This is a genomic window from Streptomyces sp. NBC_00996 (genome assembly GCF_045162675.1).
Classification (GTDB): domain Bacteria; phylum Actinomycetota; class Actinomycetes; order Streptomycetales; family Streptomycetaceae; genus Streptomyces.
Window position 1 is genome coordinate 4701860 of sequence record NZ_CP108723.1, and the last position, 15053, is coordinate 4716912.

At 70.0% G+C, this 15053-nt stretch carries 11 protein-coding genes and 2 pseudogenes; 5 read left to right on the forward strand and 8 right to left on the reverse strand.

Translation table 11 applies throughout. From position 1 onward, the window contains the following. Positions 1–322: 322 nt before the first annotated feature. From OG390_RS22105 to OG390_RS22120, 4 genes and pseudogenes are all read right to left on the reverse strand, one after another. Complete coding sequence (locus tag OG390_RS22105) at positions 323–2530, reverse strand: GDSL-type esterase/lipase family protein (RefSeq protein WP_406170383.1); 2208 nt, start codon at positions 2528–2530, stop codon at positions 323–325. Next, the gene (locus tag OG390_RS22110; protein ID WP_406170385.1) at positions 2470–3225 is read right to left on the reverse strand and encodes a hypothetical protein; all 756 of its coding nucleotides are present in this window, start codon (positions 3223–3225) and stop codon (positions 2470–2472) included. Before OG390_RS22110 ends, OG390_RS22105 begins: the two co-directional genes overlap by 61 nt. Positions 3226–3574: 349 nt before the next feature. Next, positions 3575–3782: pseudogene (locus OG390_RS22115) on the reverse strand (ISL3 family transposase); the annotation flags it as partial. Between the two features lie 158 nt (positions 3783–3940). After that, positions 3941–4813 carry an aldo/keto reductase family oxidoreductase gene (locus OG390_RS22120; RefSeq protein WP_406170387.1) on the reverse strand — a complete coding sequence of 291 codons (873 nt, stop codon included), beginning with the start codon at positions 4811–4813 and terminating at the stop codon, positions 3941–3943. A 141-nt stretch (positions 4814–4954) separates the two neighbouring features. On the opposite strand from OG390_RS22120, the gene OG390_RS22125 reads away from it, so the two are divergent. Continuing rightward, entirely contained in the window at positions 4955–5392 is a 438-nt protein-coding gene (locus tag OG390_RS22125; protein WP_406177797.1) for a winged helix-turn-helix transcriptional regulator, read from the forward strand. A gap of 144 nt (positions 5393–5536) precedes the next feature. Here the strand turns inward: OG390_RS22125 and OG390_RS22130 are convergent, their stop codons facing one another. Further along, positions 5537–6445 (reverse strand): SDR family oxidoreductase, encoded by a 909-nt coding sequence (locus OG390_RS22130; RefSeq protein WP_406170389.1) that lies wholly within the window; start codon positions 6443–6445, stop codon positions 5537–5539. A 52-nt stretch (positions 6446–6497) separates the two neighbouring features. Then, entirely contained in the window at positions 6498–7223 is a 726-nt protein-coding gene (locus OG390_RS22135; RefSeq protein ID WP_406170391.1) for an SDR family oxidoreductase, read from the reverse strand. 104 nt (positions 7224–7327) lie between these two features. Between OG390_RS22135 and OG390_RS22140 the strand changes: the two genes are divergently transcribed. Continuing rightward, positions 7328–8176 carry a LysR family transcriptional regulator gene (locus tag OG390_RS22140; protein WP_406170393.1) on the forward strand — a complete coding sequence of 283 codons (849 nt, stop codon included), beginning with the start codon at positions 7328–7330 and terminating at the stop codon, positions 8174–8176. A gap of 1463 nt (positions 8177–9639) precedes the next feature. Here the strand turns inward: OG390_RS22140 and OG390_RS22145 are convergent. Further along, positions 9640–9819 (reverse strand): FxLD family lanthipeptide, encoded by a 180-nt coding sequence (locus OG390_RS22145; protein WP_387925134.1) that lies wholly within the window; start codon positions 9817–9819, stop codon positions 9640–9642. On the opposite strand from OG390_RS22145, the pseudogene OG390_RS22150 reads away from it, so the two are divergent. Next, a pseudogene (locus OG390_RS22150) lies at positions 9805–10676 on the forward strand (IS5 family transposase); the annotation flags it as partial. The gene OG390_RS22145 and the pseudogene OG390_RS22150 sit on opposite strands and share 15 nt — an antisense overlap. A 67-nt stretch (positions 10677–10743) precedes the next feature. Here OG390_RS22150 and OG390_RS22155 read toward each other — a convergent pair. Further along, positions 10744–13005: an MMPL family transporter gene (locus tag OG390_RS22155; protein WP_406170395.1), complete on the reverse strand. Its 2262-nt coding sequence runs from the start codon at positions 13003–13005 to the stop codon at positions 10744–10746. Positions 13006–13180: 175 nt separating this feature from the next. Here OG390_RS22155 and OG390_RS22160 point away from each other — a divergent pair, with 175 nt between their 5' ends. Next, positions 13181–14353: a sensor histidine kinase gene (locus OG390_RS22160; protein ID WP_406170397.1), complete on the forward strand. Its 1173-nt coding sequence runs from the start codon at positions 13181–13183 to the stop codon at positions 14351–14353. Continuing rightward, positions 14328–14990, forward strand: coding sequence for a response regulator (locus tag OG390_RS22165; protein WP_406170399.1), 663 nt, complete (start codon positions 14328–14330; stop codon positions 14988–14990). The genes OG390_RS22160 and OG390_RS22165 overlap by 26 nt, the downstream gene beginning before the upstream one ends. Positions 14991–15053 lie beyond the last annotated feature (63 nt).

Consider the following 15053-nt stretch of genomic DNA (forward strand, 5'->3'; position numbering starts at 1 on the left):
GGACGACGACTCCGGGCCGCGGTTGTGCCGCGGGTGCGGTGGTCCGCTGATGCCTGCGGCGAAGGCGACGGCCGTGTTCTGTTCGTCCGCCTGCCGGTCGCAGCACTGGCGGCGGATGCGGCGGGTACGGGCGAGGACCGGACCGGCATGCCGCGGCGCCAAGCCCGCACCCTTCGACCTGACGGCCATCGGTCGACCTGCGGGCGCCACGCGCCGCGGGACGCTGTCCTGGCCACGCGGCAGGGGCCGGCGGCCGTTGTGGCGGCGCTCCCGGTGCGGTGGTCCGCATCGGGAGCGCCGTCAGATTGCGGGTGGTGGGCGGTCAGCGCGCGGTCACGGTGGCGGCGGTGCGGGGTTTGCCCTCACCGGCCGCGTTCCAGGTGGACACGAACACCCGGTAGCGGTGGCCCGGAGTCAGCCCGTCGACATGGGCGATACGTTCCGAGGCCGGGTAGCCGATGATGCGGGAGTGCACCATCGGGGTGTCCTCGTCCCAGACCCACAGCGCGTACCGGGTGATGGAGTCGGTGTGCGGCCCCCTGGGCGCCGCCGTCCAGCGCACGTCGAACGAGCCCTCGCCGGCACCGAAAACGACGATGTCCGCGGGTGGCGGGGCGGTGGTGGGGTTGGCCACTCCGCTGACCGGATCCGACCACGGTGACTTCACGTCGCCGGCGGCCGAGCGCACTCTGACCTCGTAGGTGTGGCCGGCCCACGGTTGGTTGGTGAACTGCCAGCCCAGGTCCCAGCGGTTGGCCCGGGCGCCGGGGAGGCTGTCCTGCCATTCGGCCGCGCTGTTGTCGGTGATGTCGCGCCACTGTACGTCGTAGCCGTGGGCGCCGAAGACCTTGGGCCAGGTCACGGTCACCCCCTGCTGGGTGCCGTCGAACTCCAGGCCGGTCGGAGTGGCCACCGACCGCTGGGAGTCGCTGCCGGACAACGGGGGCGCGAGCGCCTCCGAGCCGATCCCGAACTCCTCGTGCAGTGCGACGGTGAACCTCTGGGCGATGCGGTACTCGCCCACCTGGTTGGGGTGCAGCCCGTCATAGGCGGTCGGGCATATGGTCGCGGTCGGGTCGCAACTCATCGCGGCGTCGAGGTCGACGAATGCGACCGGGGAGGTGTCGGTGTCCCAGGTGGGAATCGCCTTGGCCAGGGCCCAGTTGTACTCGGTGATGCGCTTGGGCAGGTCCCGGTTGGCGTCGCCGAGCGTGGTGCGCTGGGGGACGTTGGCCAGAACGATGTCCACATCCGGGTTGACGGCGCGGGCGTTGTCGATGAAGTCCTTCATGGTGTCGACCAGACCGGCGTCGGCACCCAGCCAGCCGATGTCGTTGAAGCCCATCTCGACCAGCAGCAGGTCGGGCGTCTGCTGCTTGGCCTTCAGATCGTTCATGACCTTCTCGATGGTGTGCACGCTCTGACCCAGCTGCCGGCCCCACATCGCATAGTGCGCCGAGCCGCCTTCGGCGAACGTTTCGTCGACATCCTTGGCGTACTCCCCGGTGAACTGGGCTGGATCGGCGTTCTCCTCCTGCGTCTGTTCGCCCAGCTTGGGCGGCTGTGGCGGGAGGGGGGCGTTCGGCTTCACGGTCCCGGTCAGCGGTCCCACGAAGTTGAACCCCAACTGCTGCTCCCGTGCCCATTCCCAGAACCGGTACCGCCAGGTGTGGTCGCCCTCGTACCCGTTGCTGATCGAATCACCGACGATCAGCACATCGCACACCCCGTCCGAGGCATTGTTGCCCGAGGCGGAGGCATCGTCCTGGACGGTCTGGCCGGAGTCATCGCCCGAGTCACCAGAGTCGGTGGCGCTGCCCACGCCGGGCTTGACGCTGTTGGTGCATGCGTCGGCGATGTCACTGGCACCGGGGGGATCCTTGATCCAGCCGTTCACCAGCGCCCAGTGGATCCCGGCCATAAAGGCGTCGGCGATCTTTTCATAGCCCTGGTCGCCGGGGTGCACCCCGTCGACCAGGTCGTCGGTGGTCACCGCGCTCAGATCGACCAGGACCAGGTGGTCGCCTTCGCCGATGCGGTCGTTGACCATGCTGCGCACACCGTCGTTGTAGGCGTCGATGCGGGCCTGGATGGCCGTGTCGTCGGACGGCGGCAGCGTGCCCACCACGATGGCCACGTCCGGCGCGGCGGTGTAGATGTGGTCGATCAGACTGCTCAGCCGGTCCGGCGCGGTGGGTACGTCTTCGTCGTGCACGATGTCGGTCAACCCGGCCAGCAACATGACCACATTGGGGTGCGGGATGGCAGCTTCCCCATCTGCGGCAAGCACCTTCTGGGCGGAATCGTGGACCTGAGAGATGGTGTGGCCATGCCATCCCTCATGGTGGCGGTCCGGGATCCCCTCCCCGTGACTGCGGCTGCCGACCAGATCGCGGTCGGTAAGCGACGGCCACATCGGCTCCGTCGCCGACGTGTCTCCGGGGAGACGGCCGTACAGCGAGTCGAAGGTCATCTTCCCCAGATCCTCTTGGATCTCGTCGCGGGCGCCGGATTCGTTGCTGCTGCCCACCCCTTCAGGTCATCGCCGAGAGGCAGCAGCGTGATCTCCGAGGGCGGCTCGCCTGCCGCGCGCATCCGGCCCAGGCCGACCACACGGTGGTCTGAGGGAGGCTGGTACATGCCGACGAGGTAGGCGCTCTCCCGGCTGGCGGGAATGTCGTCGGTGACGAAGTAGTCGTACCTGTTGCCGCTGTCGTGGGTGGGCACGTTGGAAGGAGTGCTGACCGGCATGGCGACCGGGAAGGCGCTCCGCTCTTCGAGGATGTCGGGATCGACGTTGAAGTCACCACCGGCCGTCCAGGAGTATTCCTCGCCCGGGGGCTGCCAGTCCTCCACCGCGGTGTCGATGGCGTCCAGCAGCGCGGCGGAGTCCCCGCCGCCCCCGGACAGCCCGTGCACGGTGAAGTACCAGTAGTGGCCGTAGCGCACGCCCAGCGCGATCCGGCCGGCGTCCACCGGGTTCTGCACCACGTTGACCTCATCCGGTTCCCCGTCGCACACGATCGCCAGGTTGACCCGACCGCCCTGCCCGTTCTGGGTGTGCGCGAAGTACACCGTGCGGAAGTCCCCGTCACGCACGCTCCACAGGAACTGCCGGATGGTGTGGGTGTGGACGGTGCCGTGACGGTCCACCGTGGTCCGGGTCAGGTCGTCCTGCTGCATGGCCGACTCGGCCGGCCACGGCCCGGCCTCCTGGAGCATCACGATCTGTGCCTGCCCGGGCGTAGTTCCGCACATTGTTCTGCCACTTGTTGTTGTTCCCCCCTGAGTCGGCGCCCTGCATGTTCCAGGTGATCACTGGGGTGCTCCGCAGCGGCCGATCAGCGGCCACGGCAGTCCCCGTCGGGTATGTCACCACCGCCACGACCGCCGCGAGCAGGGCGAGGACCACCGTGGTCGCCCAACTGCGCCGCCCACGCGGCCGCCCGGCCCGGTCCGGCGTCGTGCCGATGCCCCGGCGGTGCCCCCGAAGCGCCCGCACCCGGGCCGACAGCGCGGCACTTAACGATCTCGTCAAGAGAATCTCCCTAAGAAGACGTCATTTTCCGGCTCTTCACAATCCAGGGTGTAGTCGTGGCCTGAAGCCGCCCGTTTCCAGGCGGGATCTGGCGCCGTAGTGGGTGAGGTTGCGGAGTCCGAGGGCGGAGCCGCGGAGGTGTCCGAGCCGTCTGTTGATGGCCTCGTTTGATGGCCTCGTTCGGTCTGTTGGAGGTGCCCGGGCGTCCGGAATGGGCCAGCACGTCAGTGGCTCGCATCTTCAGCAGTCCGGGCCAGACAAGTTCCTGGCGGTTGACGATGTGAAGTCATCCAGGTGAGGGTGAATCGTCCTGCTTCGGCCCCGGTCGCGCGAAGGTGACCGGGGCCGGAACCTGAGTCGTGGCTTCGGTCGTGGCTTGTGGACCTGGCAGCTCTGGGGCATTCAGCGGCTGATGTCGTCCAGTTCGGTCAAGTCCTCATGCGAGAGGGAGAGTCCCGCACCGGCGATGTTCTCGCGCAGGTGCGCCGTCGATGACGTGCCGGGGATGAGCAGGATGTTCGGTGATCGCTGCAGCAGCCAGGCCAGCGCGACAGACATCGGTGTCGCCACCAATCGAGCAGCGACCGCCGAGAGCGCCGAGGACTGAAGCGGGGTGAAGCCCCCGAGAGGGAAGAAGGGCACGTAGGCGACGCCGTCGGTGGCGAGCCGGTCGATGAGCTTGTCATCGGGGCGGTGGGCGAGGTTGTACATGTTCTGCACGCACACGATCGGCGCGATGCTCTGTGCCTCGGTGACCTGCTCCTCGGTGGCGTTGCTGACCCCGAGGTGGCGGATCAGGCCCTGTTGCTGGAGTTCGACGAGCGTCTCGAACGCCTCGGCGAGCGAGCCGGGCTGGGGACCTTCGGCGTTGCCGAGTCGGAGGTTGACCAGGTCGAGTACGTCGAGCCGGAGGGACTTGAGGTTGTCGTGGACCTGGCGGCGCAGATCTTCGGGTCGCCGGGCCGGAGGCCAGCCACCCTGTTCGTCGCGGGTCGCGCCCACCTTGGTCACGATGTGCAGCGACTCGGGATAGGGGTGCAATGCCTCGCGGATCAACTCGTTGGTGACACGCGGCCCGTAGGCGTCGCTCGTGTCGATGTGGGTGACACCGAGGTCGACCGCTTCACGCAGAACGGCCAGGGCAGCCTCGCGATCGGCGGGCGGCCCCATGACCCACGGGCCGGCCAGTTGCATGGCGCCGTAGCCGAACCGGGCGACGGTCAGGTCACCCAAAGTCCAGGTGCCGCCGGGAAGAGAGAGGGAAGGTGTGCTCATCTTGTTGCCTTTCGTCGTGCACTTGGGGGGTGGCGCCTGCTGCCTCCCTGCATCAGCATTGGAGAGAAACTTCCCATCGGGAAGTAGGCACTTGGGAGTGCGCAACCCACCCAGCGGTGAGAGGTGCGATCAGTGACGACGATGAACGCGGCCCAGAAGAGGGCTCAGGCCAAGGTGGAGTACAACGCGTTCCTGGCAGGGTGCCCCAGCCGGCAGCTGCTCGACCGAATCTCGGACAAGTGGGTCGTCCTGGTGCTGTGTGCGCTGGGCGGCGACAACAGCTCCGGCCAGGCCGGTGCAGCACACGCAATCGCTCCGAAGGCGATGCGTTACTCCGAGATCTATCGCCTTCTGGCCGGGGTCAGCCAGAAGATGCTGACCCAGACGCTACGGTCGCTGGAGCGCGATGGTCTGCTCACCCGTACCGTGACGCCAACCGTCCCTGTCACCGTCTCCTACGAGCTGACCGACCTCGGTCTCTCGCTCCACCGCATGACGCGCGGGCTCAGGGACTGGGCGCAGATACACATGACCGAGGTCCTCGCAAACCGCGAGAACTACGACTCTCACACCTCCTGACGACTCACATCCAACCGTCCAACAGCTCCATGTTCTCGGCGCTACACCCTCAACGGCGAAGAGCCGCACCGCACCCGAACCCCTACCGGCAGCACCACACGTGCCGGGGTGCGGGGCGGGCGGCGACGGTGACCATCGGGTCGGTCAGCTTTCGTTGAAGTAGTGGCCCTTGTCCAGGTCCTCGACGAGAGCGTGGTGCGTCGGCTGCCACCCGAGCAGCCGCTGGGTGCGGGTGCTGGATGCCTGCACGTCCAGGCCGAAGAGGAGCGCGAGCCACCCGAAGTAGGCCTCGGCCGCGTCCGGGGCGACGGACACGGCCGGCAGGCCAAGTCCCCGGCCGATCGCCTCGGCGATGGCCCGGGTCGGCACGCCCTCCTCCGCGACGCCGTGGAGAACCGACCCCGCCGGGGCGCCCTCCAACGCGAGCCGGAACAGGCGCGCGGCGTCGAGCCGGTGCACCGCGGGCCAATGGTTGGCGCCGTCGCCGATGTAGCCGGAGGCGCCGTGTTTGCGGGCCATGCCGATCAGGCGCGCGACGAAGCCGGGGTCGCCGTCGCCGTGCACCGTCGGCGGAAGGCGCACGCAGGACGAGCGCACGCCCCGGTCCGCAAGGGCGAGCGCCGCCTGCGCGGAGAGGGTGCGCCCGCCGCCGGGCGAGGTGGCGTCCGGCACGTCGTCCTCCGTCGCGGGCTTGCCGGGCGGGAGCCCGGCCAGGCCGGAGGCGATGACCAGCGGCCGGTCGGAGCCCGCCAGGACCTCCCCGAACACCTCGATCGCGCGACGGTCCGCGTCCATCGCGGTCGCGAAGTCGCCGGAGAACGCCTCCTGGTGCTTGTAGGCGAGGTGAATGACGCCGTCGGACGCGGCGGCGGCGCTGCGCAGGGCGTCGACATCGTCGAGCGAGCCGTGGTGGACTTCGGCGCCGGCGGCCTTCAGGGCACCGGCGGAGGCGTCGGAGCGGGCGAGGGCGACCACCTCGTGGCCCGCCTGGAGCAGCTCGGGGACGAGTGCGGAGCCGATCCAGCCGGACGGGCCGGTCACGAAGATGCGCATGGGGAACCCCCTGTGGTCGATGGTGCGCCGATGTCCTTCACTGACATTCGGGTCACCACGGCACCTCCCCTGCGTCGTCGAAGAAGCTGCCGGTCGGGCCGTCGTCGGGCAGGGTCGCGAGCCGGATTGCGATCGCCGCGCCCTGTTCCGGGGTGCGGACGCCGCGGAAACCGTTGAGGTCGGTCGCGCAGAAGCCGGGGCAGGCGGCGTTGATCAGGATGTTCGTGTCGCCCAGCTCCTTGGCGTACTGAACGGTGACGGCGTTGAGGAACGTCTTCGACGGTGAGTAAGCGACGGCGATCGGGCCCGTTTCGGCGCCGGGAGTGGTCTGCAGGGTCAGCGAGCCGACGCTGCTGGACATGTTCACGATCCGCGGCGACACCGAGCGGCGCAGCAACGGCAGCATCGCGTTGGTGACGCGGATGACGCCGATCACGTTGGTCTCCACGGCCGCCCGCACCGTCGCGACATCGACCGAGGTAGGCATCTGCGGCGCGCTGCCGGTGATCCCGGCGTTGTTGACGAGCACGTCGAGGCGTCCGGCGCGGTCCACGATCAGCCCGGCGGCGGCGGACACGCTCGCGTCGTCGGTCACGTCGAGCGGTACGCCGAACGCGTCGACGCCCGCCGCCCGCAGCTTCGCCACGGCCGCCTCGCGCCGCTCCCCGTCCCGGGCGCCGACCCCGATCGCCCAGCCCCGGGCGCCCAGACCGGCCGCGATCTCATACCCGATGCCCTTGTTCGCGCCGGTCACCAGCGCAATCGTCTGTTCACTCATACGGCCAATCCTGTCCGGGCCCATCCGGAGCCGGCCAACACCGATTGGGTGGGCAGCGATACCGCGCGGGTATCGATCCCGGTCGGGGCCGGTAGCATTGCGGCGTGGAGACACGAGAGCTGCGGTACTTCGTCGCCGTCGCCGAGGAGCTGCACTTCGGGAGGGCCGCACAGCGGCTCGGGATCGCGCAGCCCCCGCTGTCGCGAGCGATCCGCCAGCTCGAACGACGCCTCGGGGCGGCGCTGCTAAACCGCACCAGCCGCACGGTCACCCTGACCGAGGCCGGGTCGGTGCTTCTACGGGAAGCCCGGGCGGCGCTGGACGCGGTCGAGGCCGCCGAGCGTCGCACCCGCCGCACTGCCCTCGCCGCCACCGGCCACGCCGGCGTGGTCCTCGCCACGAAGGCCGGCGCGTCCAGCGAACTGCTGGCCAAACTGCTCGACGCCTACGCCGCCGAATCCGATGCGGTCACCGTGGATCTGCTCCTGTGCGGAATCGGCGAGCAGGAACGAATGCTGCGCGACGGCCGGGCCGACGTGGCCCTGCTGCACCGGCCGTTCGACACCACGGCCGGCTTCGACACCGAGGAACTCTGCACCGAGAGACAGGTCGTGGTGCTGCCGGCCGGGCATCCCCTCACCGCCCGGACCCATGTGCGGACGGCCGAGGTCACCGACCTGCCCGACCTGCCGCTGCCGCGCTGGCCCGGCCCCGACGGTACGTACCCGGACGGCCCCGGCCCGCAGGCTCGGGACCATGCGCAGCTGCTCCAACTGATCGCGCTCGGCCGCGCTTGCTGGATCGCGCCGGAGTCGTGCCGAGCCCAACTACGCGACGATCTCGCCACCATCCCGGTACTGGACGCGCCCACGGTCACGACGGTCATCGCATGGCCACCCCACAGCCGGTCCCGAGCCGTCGCCAGCCTCGTCCAGACCGCGACACGTCTCTGAAAGCCCGTAAAACGATCACGGACGGGCCTTCTTGAAGTACCTCCAGCAGATGAGGCCGCAGACGAGGGAGACGTGAGCGTCGTGCAGGTCGAGGCGTCTTCCCCAGCGGACGGCCAGGCTTGTGAAGTGGTGCAGGAGCAAAAAGGCCTGCTCGACGACGTAGCGGAGCTTGCCCAGGTCCTTGATGTTCGGGGCGCCTTGCGGAAGATCACTGGCAAATCGATGAGGCTGAGCCGGTGCAGGGCCCGCAGCGCGAGCACGGCGTCGTCGGCCGAGACCGGGGCCAGCTGGTGGGTGCCGCCGGTGCCGGTTGAGGTGCAGTGCCCGGTGATGTGCGCAAGGGCGGGCTTCACACCCACTCACCCCCCGGCAGCCGACGAACGGCCGCCTCCAGCAACATCGGATGAACTTCACTGGTAACGCAGGACGCCTCTGCGCGACCACCGGTTCCGACCACGCGCCGCTGGCACTCGCCGTACGGCAGATGGAGGAGCCGGGAGGCGACCCAGGCGGAGCAGTTCCGGTTCCGAACGGAGCAAGGACGAGCTAGCCTGCGGTCAGGCGGCTGACCTGCGGAAACGGCCGCTGGCTCAACTCCCGGGCCAAGGGAGCGAGCCTGTCGCCCCTCCCAAAGCATCTGCGGTGCTCAATGGAACCCGGTTGGGCGACGAACCTGCGTAGATGCCTCTGCTAGCTCTCGAAAGACCGCCTCCATGCCCTCGGCTGGGAACCTGATGGGAACAGCAAAACAAAGAAGGCCCGCGAAGGATCACGAAAGATCGCTCCCCCGCCTTCCCCCATCAGTCCACTGACCTGCTGAAACGGCGAAGAATCAAGCCAGATCAGGCAAGACGAGTGAGCTTATGATCATGCTCCTAAAGCGGGTGTCGCAGGTTCGAATCCTGCCGGGGGCACAACGCGTTACCGCTCTGACCTGGGGTTTCTTCCCCAGGGAGGCGCTTTAGTCGGCCTCGGACTCCTCGTCCGGGGCCGTTTGCGTGAGCGGATGAGTCGCCAGGCCCCGATATTTCTCCCGACGGATCAGCACCCTCCGGCACGGAGTCCGCCTGCGCCTCATCGGCCTCGTCGGGCTCGGCTTCCGCTTCGGGCGTGGTGTTCTCGGAGGTGACGCGGGCGCGCGGTACGAGCCGGGCTGCAGCCTCGGCTGCGCAGCAAGGACCGGGCTGGAGTGCTGGAGTGCCTCGGCGTTGTCCGTGTTCGCCCAGACCGCGCGTAGCCACGCCACGCGGGTAGACGAACCACTGGGCGAGCGGTCATCGAGGTCAGGGAATGGAGGAAACGGCAGCGAGGGCCGGGCCACGGCGCGCACGAGAGCGGTGGAACCGGTGCGGAACGCTGCGGGCGGAGCAACCACCAAGTATCTCCGTTGGTGAGGGGGCGGGCGGCTGGTGCCGCCGTGCGGAGACGCGGCGGCACCAGACCGGAGTGATCTCGGGTCCGGGTCAGGCGACGTTGGTGGTGCAGGCGCCGCAGGTGGACCCGCAGTTGTCGTCGGTCAGGTTGACCAGGCCCGCCGGGTCGGCGATTTCGACGAGGGAGACGTCCAGGTCGAAGCCGTCCGGTGCCCCAGGGATCTGCGGGCGTACTTCGGTGCGGCTGGGAACTACGGTGCTGCGCGTCAGATGCCGACGGAGTTCGGCGCCTGGTCGACCGTCCACAACCGCTTCCGGCAGTGGCGTGACGCCGGCGTCTTCGAGGCTCTGCTGGAGGGCCTGATCACGGAAGCCGCGAAGCGGGGTGAGGTGGACCTGTCCCTGGTCAGCATCGACTCCACCACCGCCCGAGCCCACCACGACGCGGCCGGGATGTACCTCGACGAGGACGTCGTCACCGCCCTGGAGAAAGCCGCGGCCGAGGAGGAGGAGGCCAGGTCAAAGGGGGCGACCTCGAGGAGCAAAACGGGCAAGAGACCGAAAGTGATCCCGCGCTGGAAGAACGACGACGCATGCGGCGTCGGCGGAAACTCCGGCTGAAGGCCGCCCTCCTCGGACGTTCCAGAGGCGGGCAGACCAGCAAGGTCCACCTCGCCGCCGACCGCAAGTGCCGCCCGCTGGCGTTCATCCTGACCACAGGCCAGGCGGCGGACAGCCCGCAGTTCATCCCCGTCCTGAAGAAGGTACGGGTACGCGGGCCCGTCGGCCGACCCCGCATCCGGCCGGACGCGGTCGCCGGGGACAAGGCGTACTCGTCCCGCGGAAACCGCGCCCACCTGCGTAAACGCCGTATCAAGGCGGTCATCCCGGAGAAGAAGGACCAGGCCGCCAACCGGAAGAAGAAGGGCTCCAGAGGTGGCCGACCCGTCAGCCACGACGCCGATCTCTACAAGGAGCGGAACACCGTCGAACGCCTGATCAACAAGCTCAAAGCATGGCGAGGCATCGCCACCCGATACGACAAGACTCCCGAAAGCTACCTCGCCGGTCTCCACCTGCGCGCCTCGATGATCTGGATCAAGGACCTCACCAGGACCACCCGATGATCACGACTCGATATGCCCCTAGGTGACGCGCTGAGGTGCCGGACGCCAAGGGCGGGCAGGAGTTGAGTCAACGGTCAACCAGCCGTGGACGCGGGGCCTCACCCGTGGATTCCGCGTCGGTGCCGACCGGGCCGCGGGGAAGCGTCCGGTCTAGCCACGTCGGCAGCCACCAGTTGGCCCGGCCCAGGAGTGTCATGGTCGCCGGTACCAGCACCATACGTACGACCGTGGCGTCGATGAAGATCGCGGTGGCCAGGCCGAGCCCGAACATCTTGGTGGAGGGGTCCTCGGCGACGGCGAAGGACAGGAAGACCGCCACCATGATGAGGGCGGCCGAGGTGATGATCCGGGCGGTGCGCGAGACGCCCTCAACGATCGCCGTGCCGTTGTCGCCGGTGCGCAGGTACTCCTCGCGTACGCGGGAGAGGAGGAACACCTCGTAGTCCATCGACAGGCCGAACAGGATGGCGAAGAGGAACATCGGGATGAACGACACGATCGGAACCGTCGCCTCCAGCCCGATGAGTGCGCCTCCCCAGCCCCACTGGAAGACCGCGACCATGATGCCGTAGGCCGCGCCGATGCTCAGCAGATTCAGCAGTACCGCCTTGAGCGGTACGACGACCGAGCGGAAGACCAGCATCAGCAGCAGGAACGACATCGCCAGCACGGCGGCGACGAACACCGGCAGACGTTCGCTGGTGCGTCGGCCCACATCGGACAGGCTCGCGGCGGCCCCGCCGACGTGCGCCGTGGCCGGGCCGTGCCCGATCGCCGCGGGCAGCACCTCGGCGCGCAGCCGGGCGATGGTGTCGGCCGTGGCCTTGTCCTGAGGGCTGGTGGTCGGGAACACCACGAGGGTCGCGATGCCGGTGGCCCGATCGATGTGTGTCGGCACGACGGATGCGATGCCCGGATCCGCCGCGACCGTTGCGACGAGTCGGTCCAGCACTCCCGGATCGCCGGTGGGGTCCGCGGCGATGACGAGGGGACCGTTGGTGCCCGGGCCGAATCCCTCGGCGACGAGGTCGTAGGCCCGGCGTTCAGTACGGCTCTGCGGCAGTGAGCCGTCGTCGGGCAGGCCGACGCGCAGGCCGAGCACGGGCAGCGTCGCGGTCAGCAGCAGCCCCGCCGCGCCGACCGCGTACGGCACCGGGTGCTGGCTGACGTGCCCGATCCAGCGACGCCACCCGGCGGCGTGGGCGGCGCCTGCCGCCGGGTCCCGCCGCCGTGCGAGTCGGCCCAGCTTCCTGGTCTGCAGAGCCCGGCCGATCCGGCCGGCCCGGGCCAGGCGCGGGCCCGCCGCGCCGAGGAAGGCCGGCAGCAGCGTCACCGACGCGAGCACCATCGTCAGGACGACGATCGAGACGGCAACCCCGCCCACCGTCATGAACGGCACGTTCGCGACCGCCAGGCCGAGGATCGACACGACGACGGTGCCGCCGGCGAAGACCACCGGCCGCCCCGCCGTTGCCACCGCTCGTCCGGCCGCCGCCTGCGGATCGAGCCCGCACGCGAGGTACTCCCGGTGCCTGGCGAGCACGAACAGCGCGTAGTCGATGCCCACTCCGAGCCCGACCATGCTGCCCAGGACCGGTGCGAAGGTGGGGACCTCTGTCACCCCCGCCAGTACCGTCATCGTGGCGACCCCGACGGTCAGCCCGAAGACCGCCATGCCGATCGGCAGCGCGGCGGCGACGAGCGAACCGAACGCCAGGAACAGGATCGCGGCCGCGGCGAGGAGGCCGATCAGCTCGCTCGCGCCGCCGTCGGGGTCGGAGAAGGCGTAGAAGAGGCTCCCGCCCATCTCGATGCGCAGCGGCAGCTCGGCGCGCAGCCGGTCGCCGAGATCGACGAGGGCGTCGAGGTCTTCGGCCGACAGCCGGCTCTGGTCGGGGTACTGCACCCGGACGACCGCGATCCGCCCGTCGGCCGAAACGAGGCCGCCGCGCACGGCGGTGTCCCCGCCCGTGTCGAGCGCCCCCGCCGGGTCGCTCGTGCCGAGCACGTGCGGCAGCCGCTTCACCTCGGCCCGCAGCCGCGTGAGAGCGGTGCGCGCGCCGTCGTCGTCGAAGAACGTCGCACCGTCGTCGAGGGGGGTGACGACCACTTGGGCGGTCATCCCCTCCTGGCCGGTGCCTGCCCGCTCGATCAGTTCCGCGGCCCGTCGGGAGTCCAGTCCCGGAGCGGTCATCGAGTCCGCGGTACGCCCGCCGAAGGCGACGGCGGGGAGGACGGCGAGCGTGGCGGCGATCAGCCATGCCGCGATCACCCGCCAGGGATGGCGGGCGGCGCTTGCGCCCAGGCGCAACAGGGCTTTCGAGAGCATCGGGTCCTCCAACCACCTCGTCGGCCGTCCTTGTACGGCCGCCGATGCCGAGGCTCGTCGCCACGGCGCTCCGCGGCATCGGCCCGCGGGCCGCGGATCCGTCGGCCCCGGGGCGGAGTGACGACCCGTCCTTTCGGCCGATGCGCGGCACGCCGCGGTCCCTAGGCTGAGAACCGTGCTCCGAGACGACCTGCGAACCCTGTGGACCGAACCCCGGCCCCCCGACGCGCCCGCCCGGGTGCGGCGGGACTGGGCGCTGCTCGCCGCGGGCCTTGCCGGTGTGGCGCTGGAGGCCACCCTGCGCGAGAACGTCGTGTGGCGGCCGGTGGCGGTGGTGTTCGCCGTATGGCTGTGCCTGCTGCCCCTGTGGCGCCGGACCCGCCCGCTGGCGATGGTGACGCTGGCGTTCGGCTCGGTGATCCTGCTTCCGGTGGCCTCGCTCATCGCCGCACCGCGCGAGCCCGTCGGCCTGTACACCGGCGCGGTCGTGCTCGTGCTGGTGTACGCGCTGCCCCGGTGGGGATCGGGACGGGAGATCGTGCTGGGCGGCGCGGTGATCCTCGCGGCCGGCGCGCTGTGTGTCGTCACGGACGAGACCCCGGTCGTCGAAAAGGTCGTGGGCTTCGTCTTCCTGCTGGTGCCCGGCGTGGTCGGGGCTGCCGTGCGGTTCCGGGTGACCGCTCGCGAGCGGCAGTTGGAGCAGGTGCGCTCCCGCGAGCGCGAGCAGCTCGCCCGGGAACTGCACGACACGGTGGCCCACCACGTGTCGGCCATGGTGATCATCGCCCAGGCGGGCCGGGTGCTCGCGGGCACCGACCCGTCCGCCGCCGTCGAGGCGCTGGAGGGGGTCGAGGAGGAAGGGGCGCGCACGCTGGAGGAAATGCGAGCCATGGTCGCCGCGCTGCGCGACCGCGGGGTCGGCGCCGAGCTGGCGCCACCTGCCGGTGTCGCGGATCTGGAGCGCCTGGTGCGCACCCCGGGTGGTCGCCTCAGGGTCGACCTGGGGCTCGACGGCGAACTGGACGCGCTGCCCCCGGCCGTGGACGCGGCCGTCTACCGGATCGTGCAGGAGTCGGTGACCAACGCGATGCGCCATGCGGTCGACGCGACCGAGCTCGTCGTCCGGGTCGCCGCGGAACGGCACACGGTACGGGTGAGCGTGCGCGACAACGGCCGGCGCACCGGCCGGGGTCGCGACGGATACGGACTTACCGGACTGCGCGAGCGCGCGACCCTGCTCGGCGGCACACTACGAGCCGGCCCGGGCACTGACCGGGGCTGGCATGTCGAAGCCGAACTGCCGAGAGCGAGGAGCGAGAGCGGTGTCCATTCGCGTCCTCGTCGCTGACGACCAGACGATCATCCGCACCGGGTTGCGGATCATGCTGAACGCCCAGCCCGGCATCGAGGTGGTCGGCGAGGCCGCCGACGGGCGGGAAGCGGTACGTCTGGCTCGCGAACTACGCCCCGACGTCTGCCTGTTCGACATCCGCATGCCCGTACTCGACGGGCTCGGTGCCACCCGGCTGGTCGCCGGCCCGGGCGTCGCCGACCCGCTGGCCGTGGTCGTCATCACCACGTTCGACCTCGACGAGTACGTCTACGGCTCACTGCGTGCCGGCGCCCGCGGATTCCTCCTCAAGGACACGGGACCAGACCTTCTGGCCCAGGCCGTACGGTCGGCGTCCGACGGTGAGGCGCTCATCGCGCCCAGCGTCACCGTCCGTCTGCTCCAGGCCTTCGCGGACCTGCCCGCCGGCCGGCCCGTGGCCCAGCCGGTCTCCCCCGTCACCGCCCGCGAGGAGCAGGTGCTCCTCGCCGTCGCTCGCGGGCTGACCAACACCGAGATCGCCGATGCACTGCACATCAGCCTCAGCACGGTGAAGACGCATCTGGCCAGCCTGATGGCCAAACTCGGCGCCCGCAACCGGGTCGAGATCGCGATGTGGGCCTACGAAACGCGCCGTATCCTCCCCGGAACCTGAGCCGGGTGCCGGGCCATGTCCCATGAGTCCCCGCCCGGACATCAGTGCACCGGTCGGCTCACG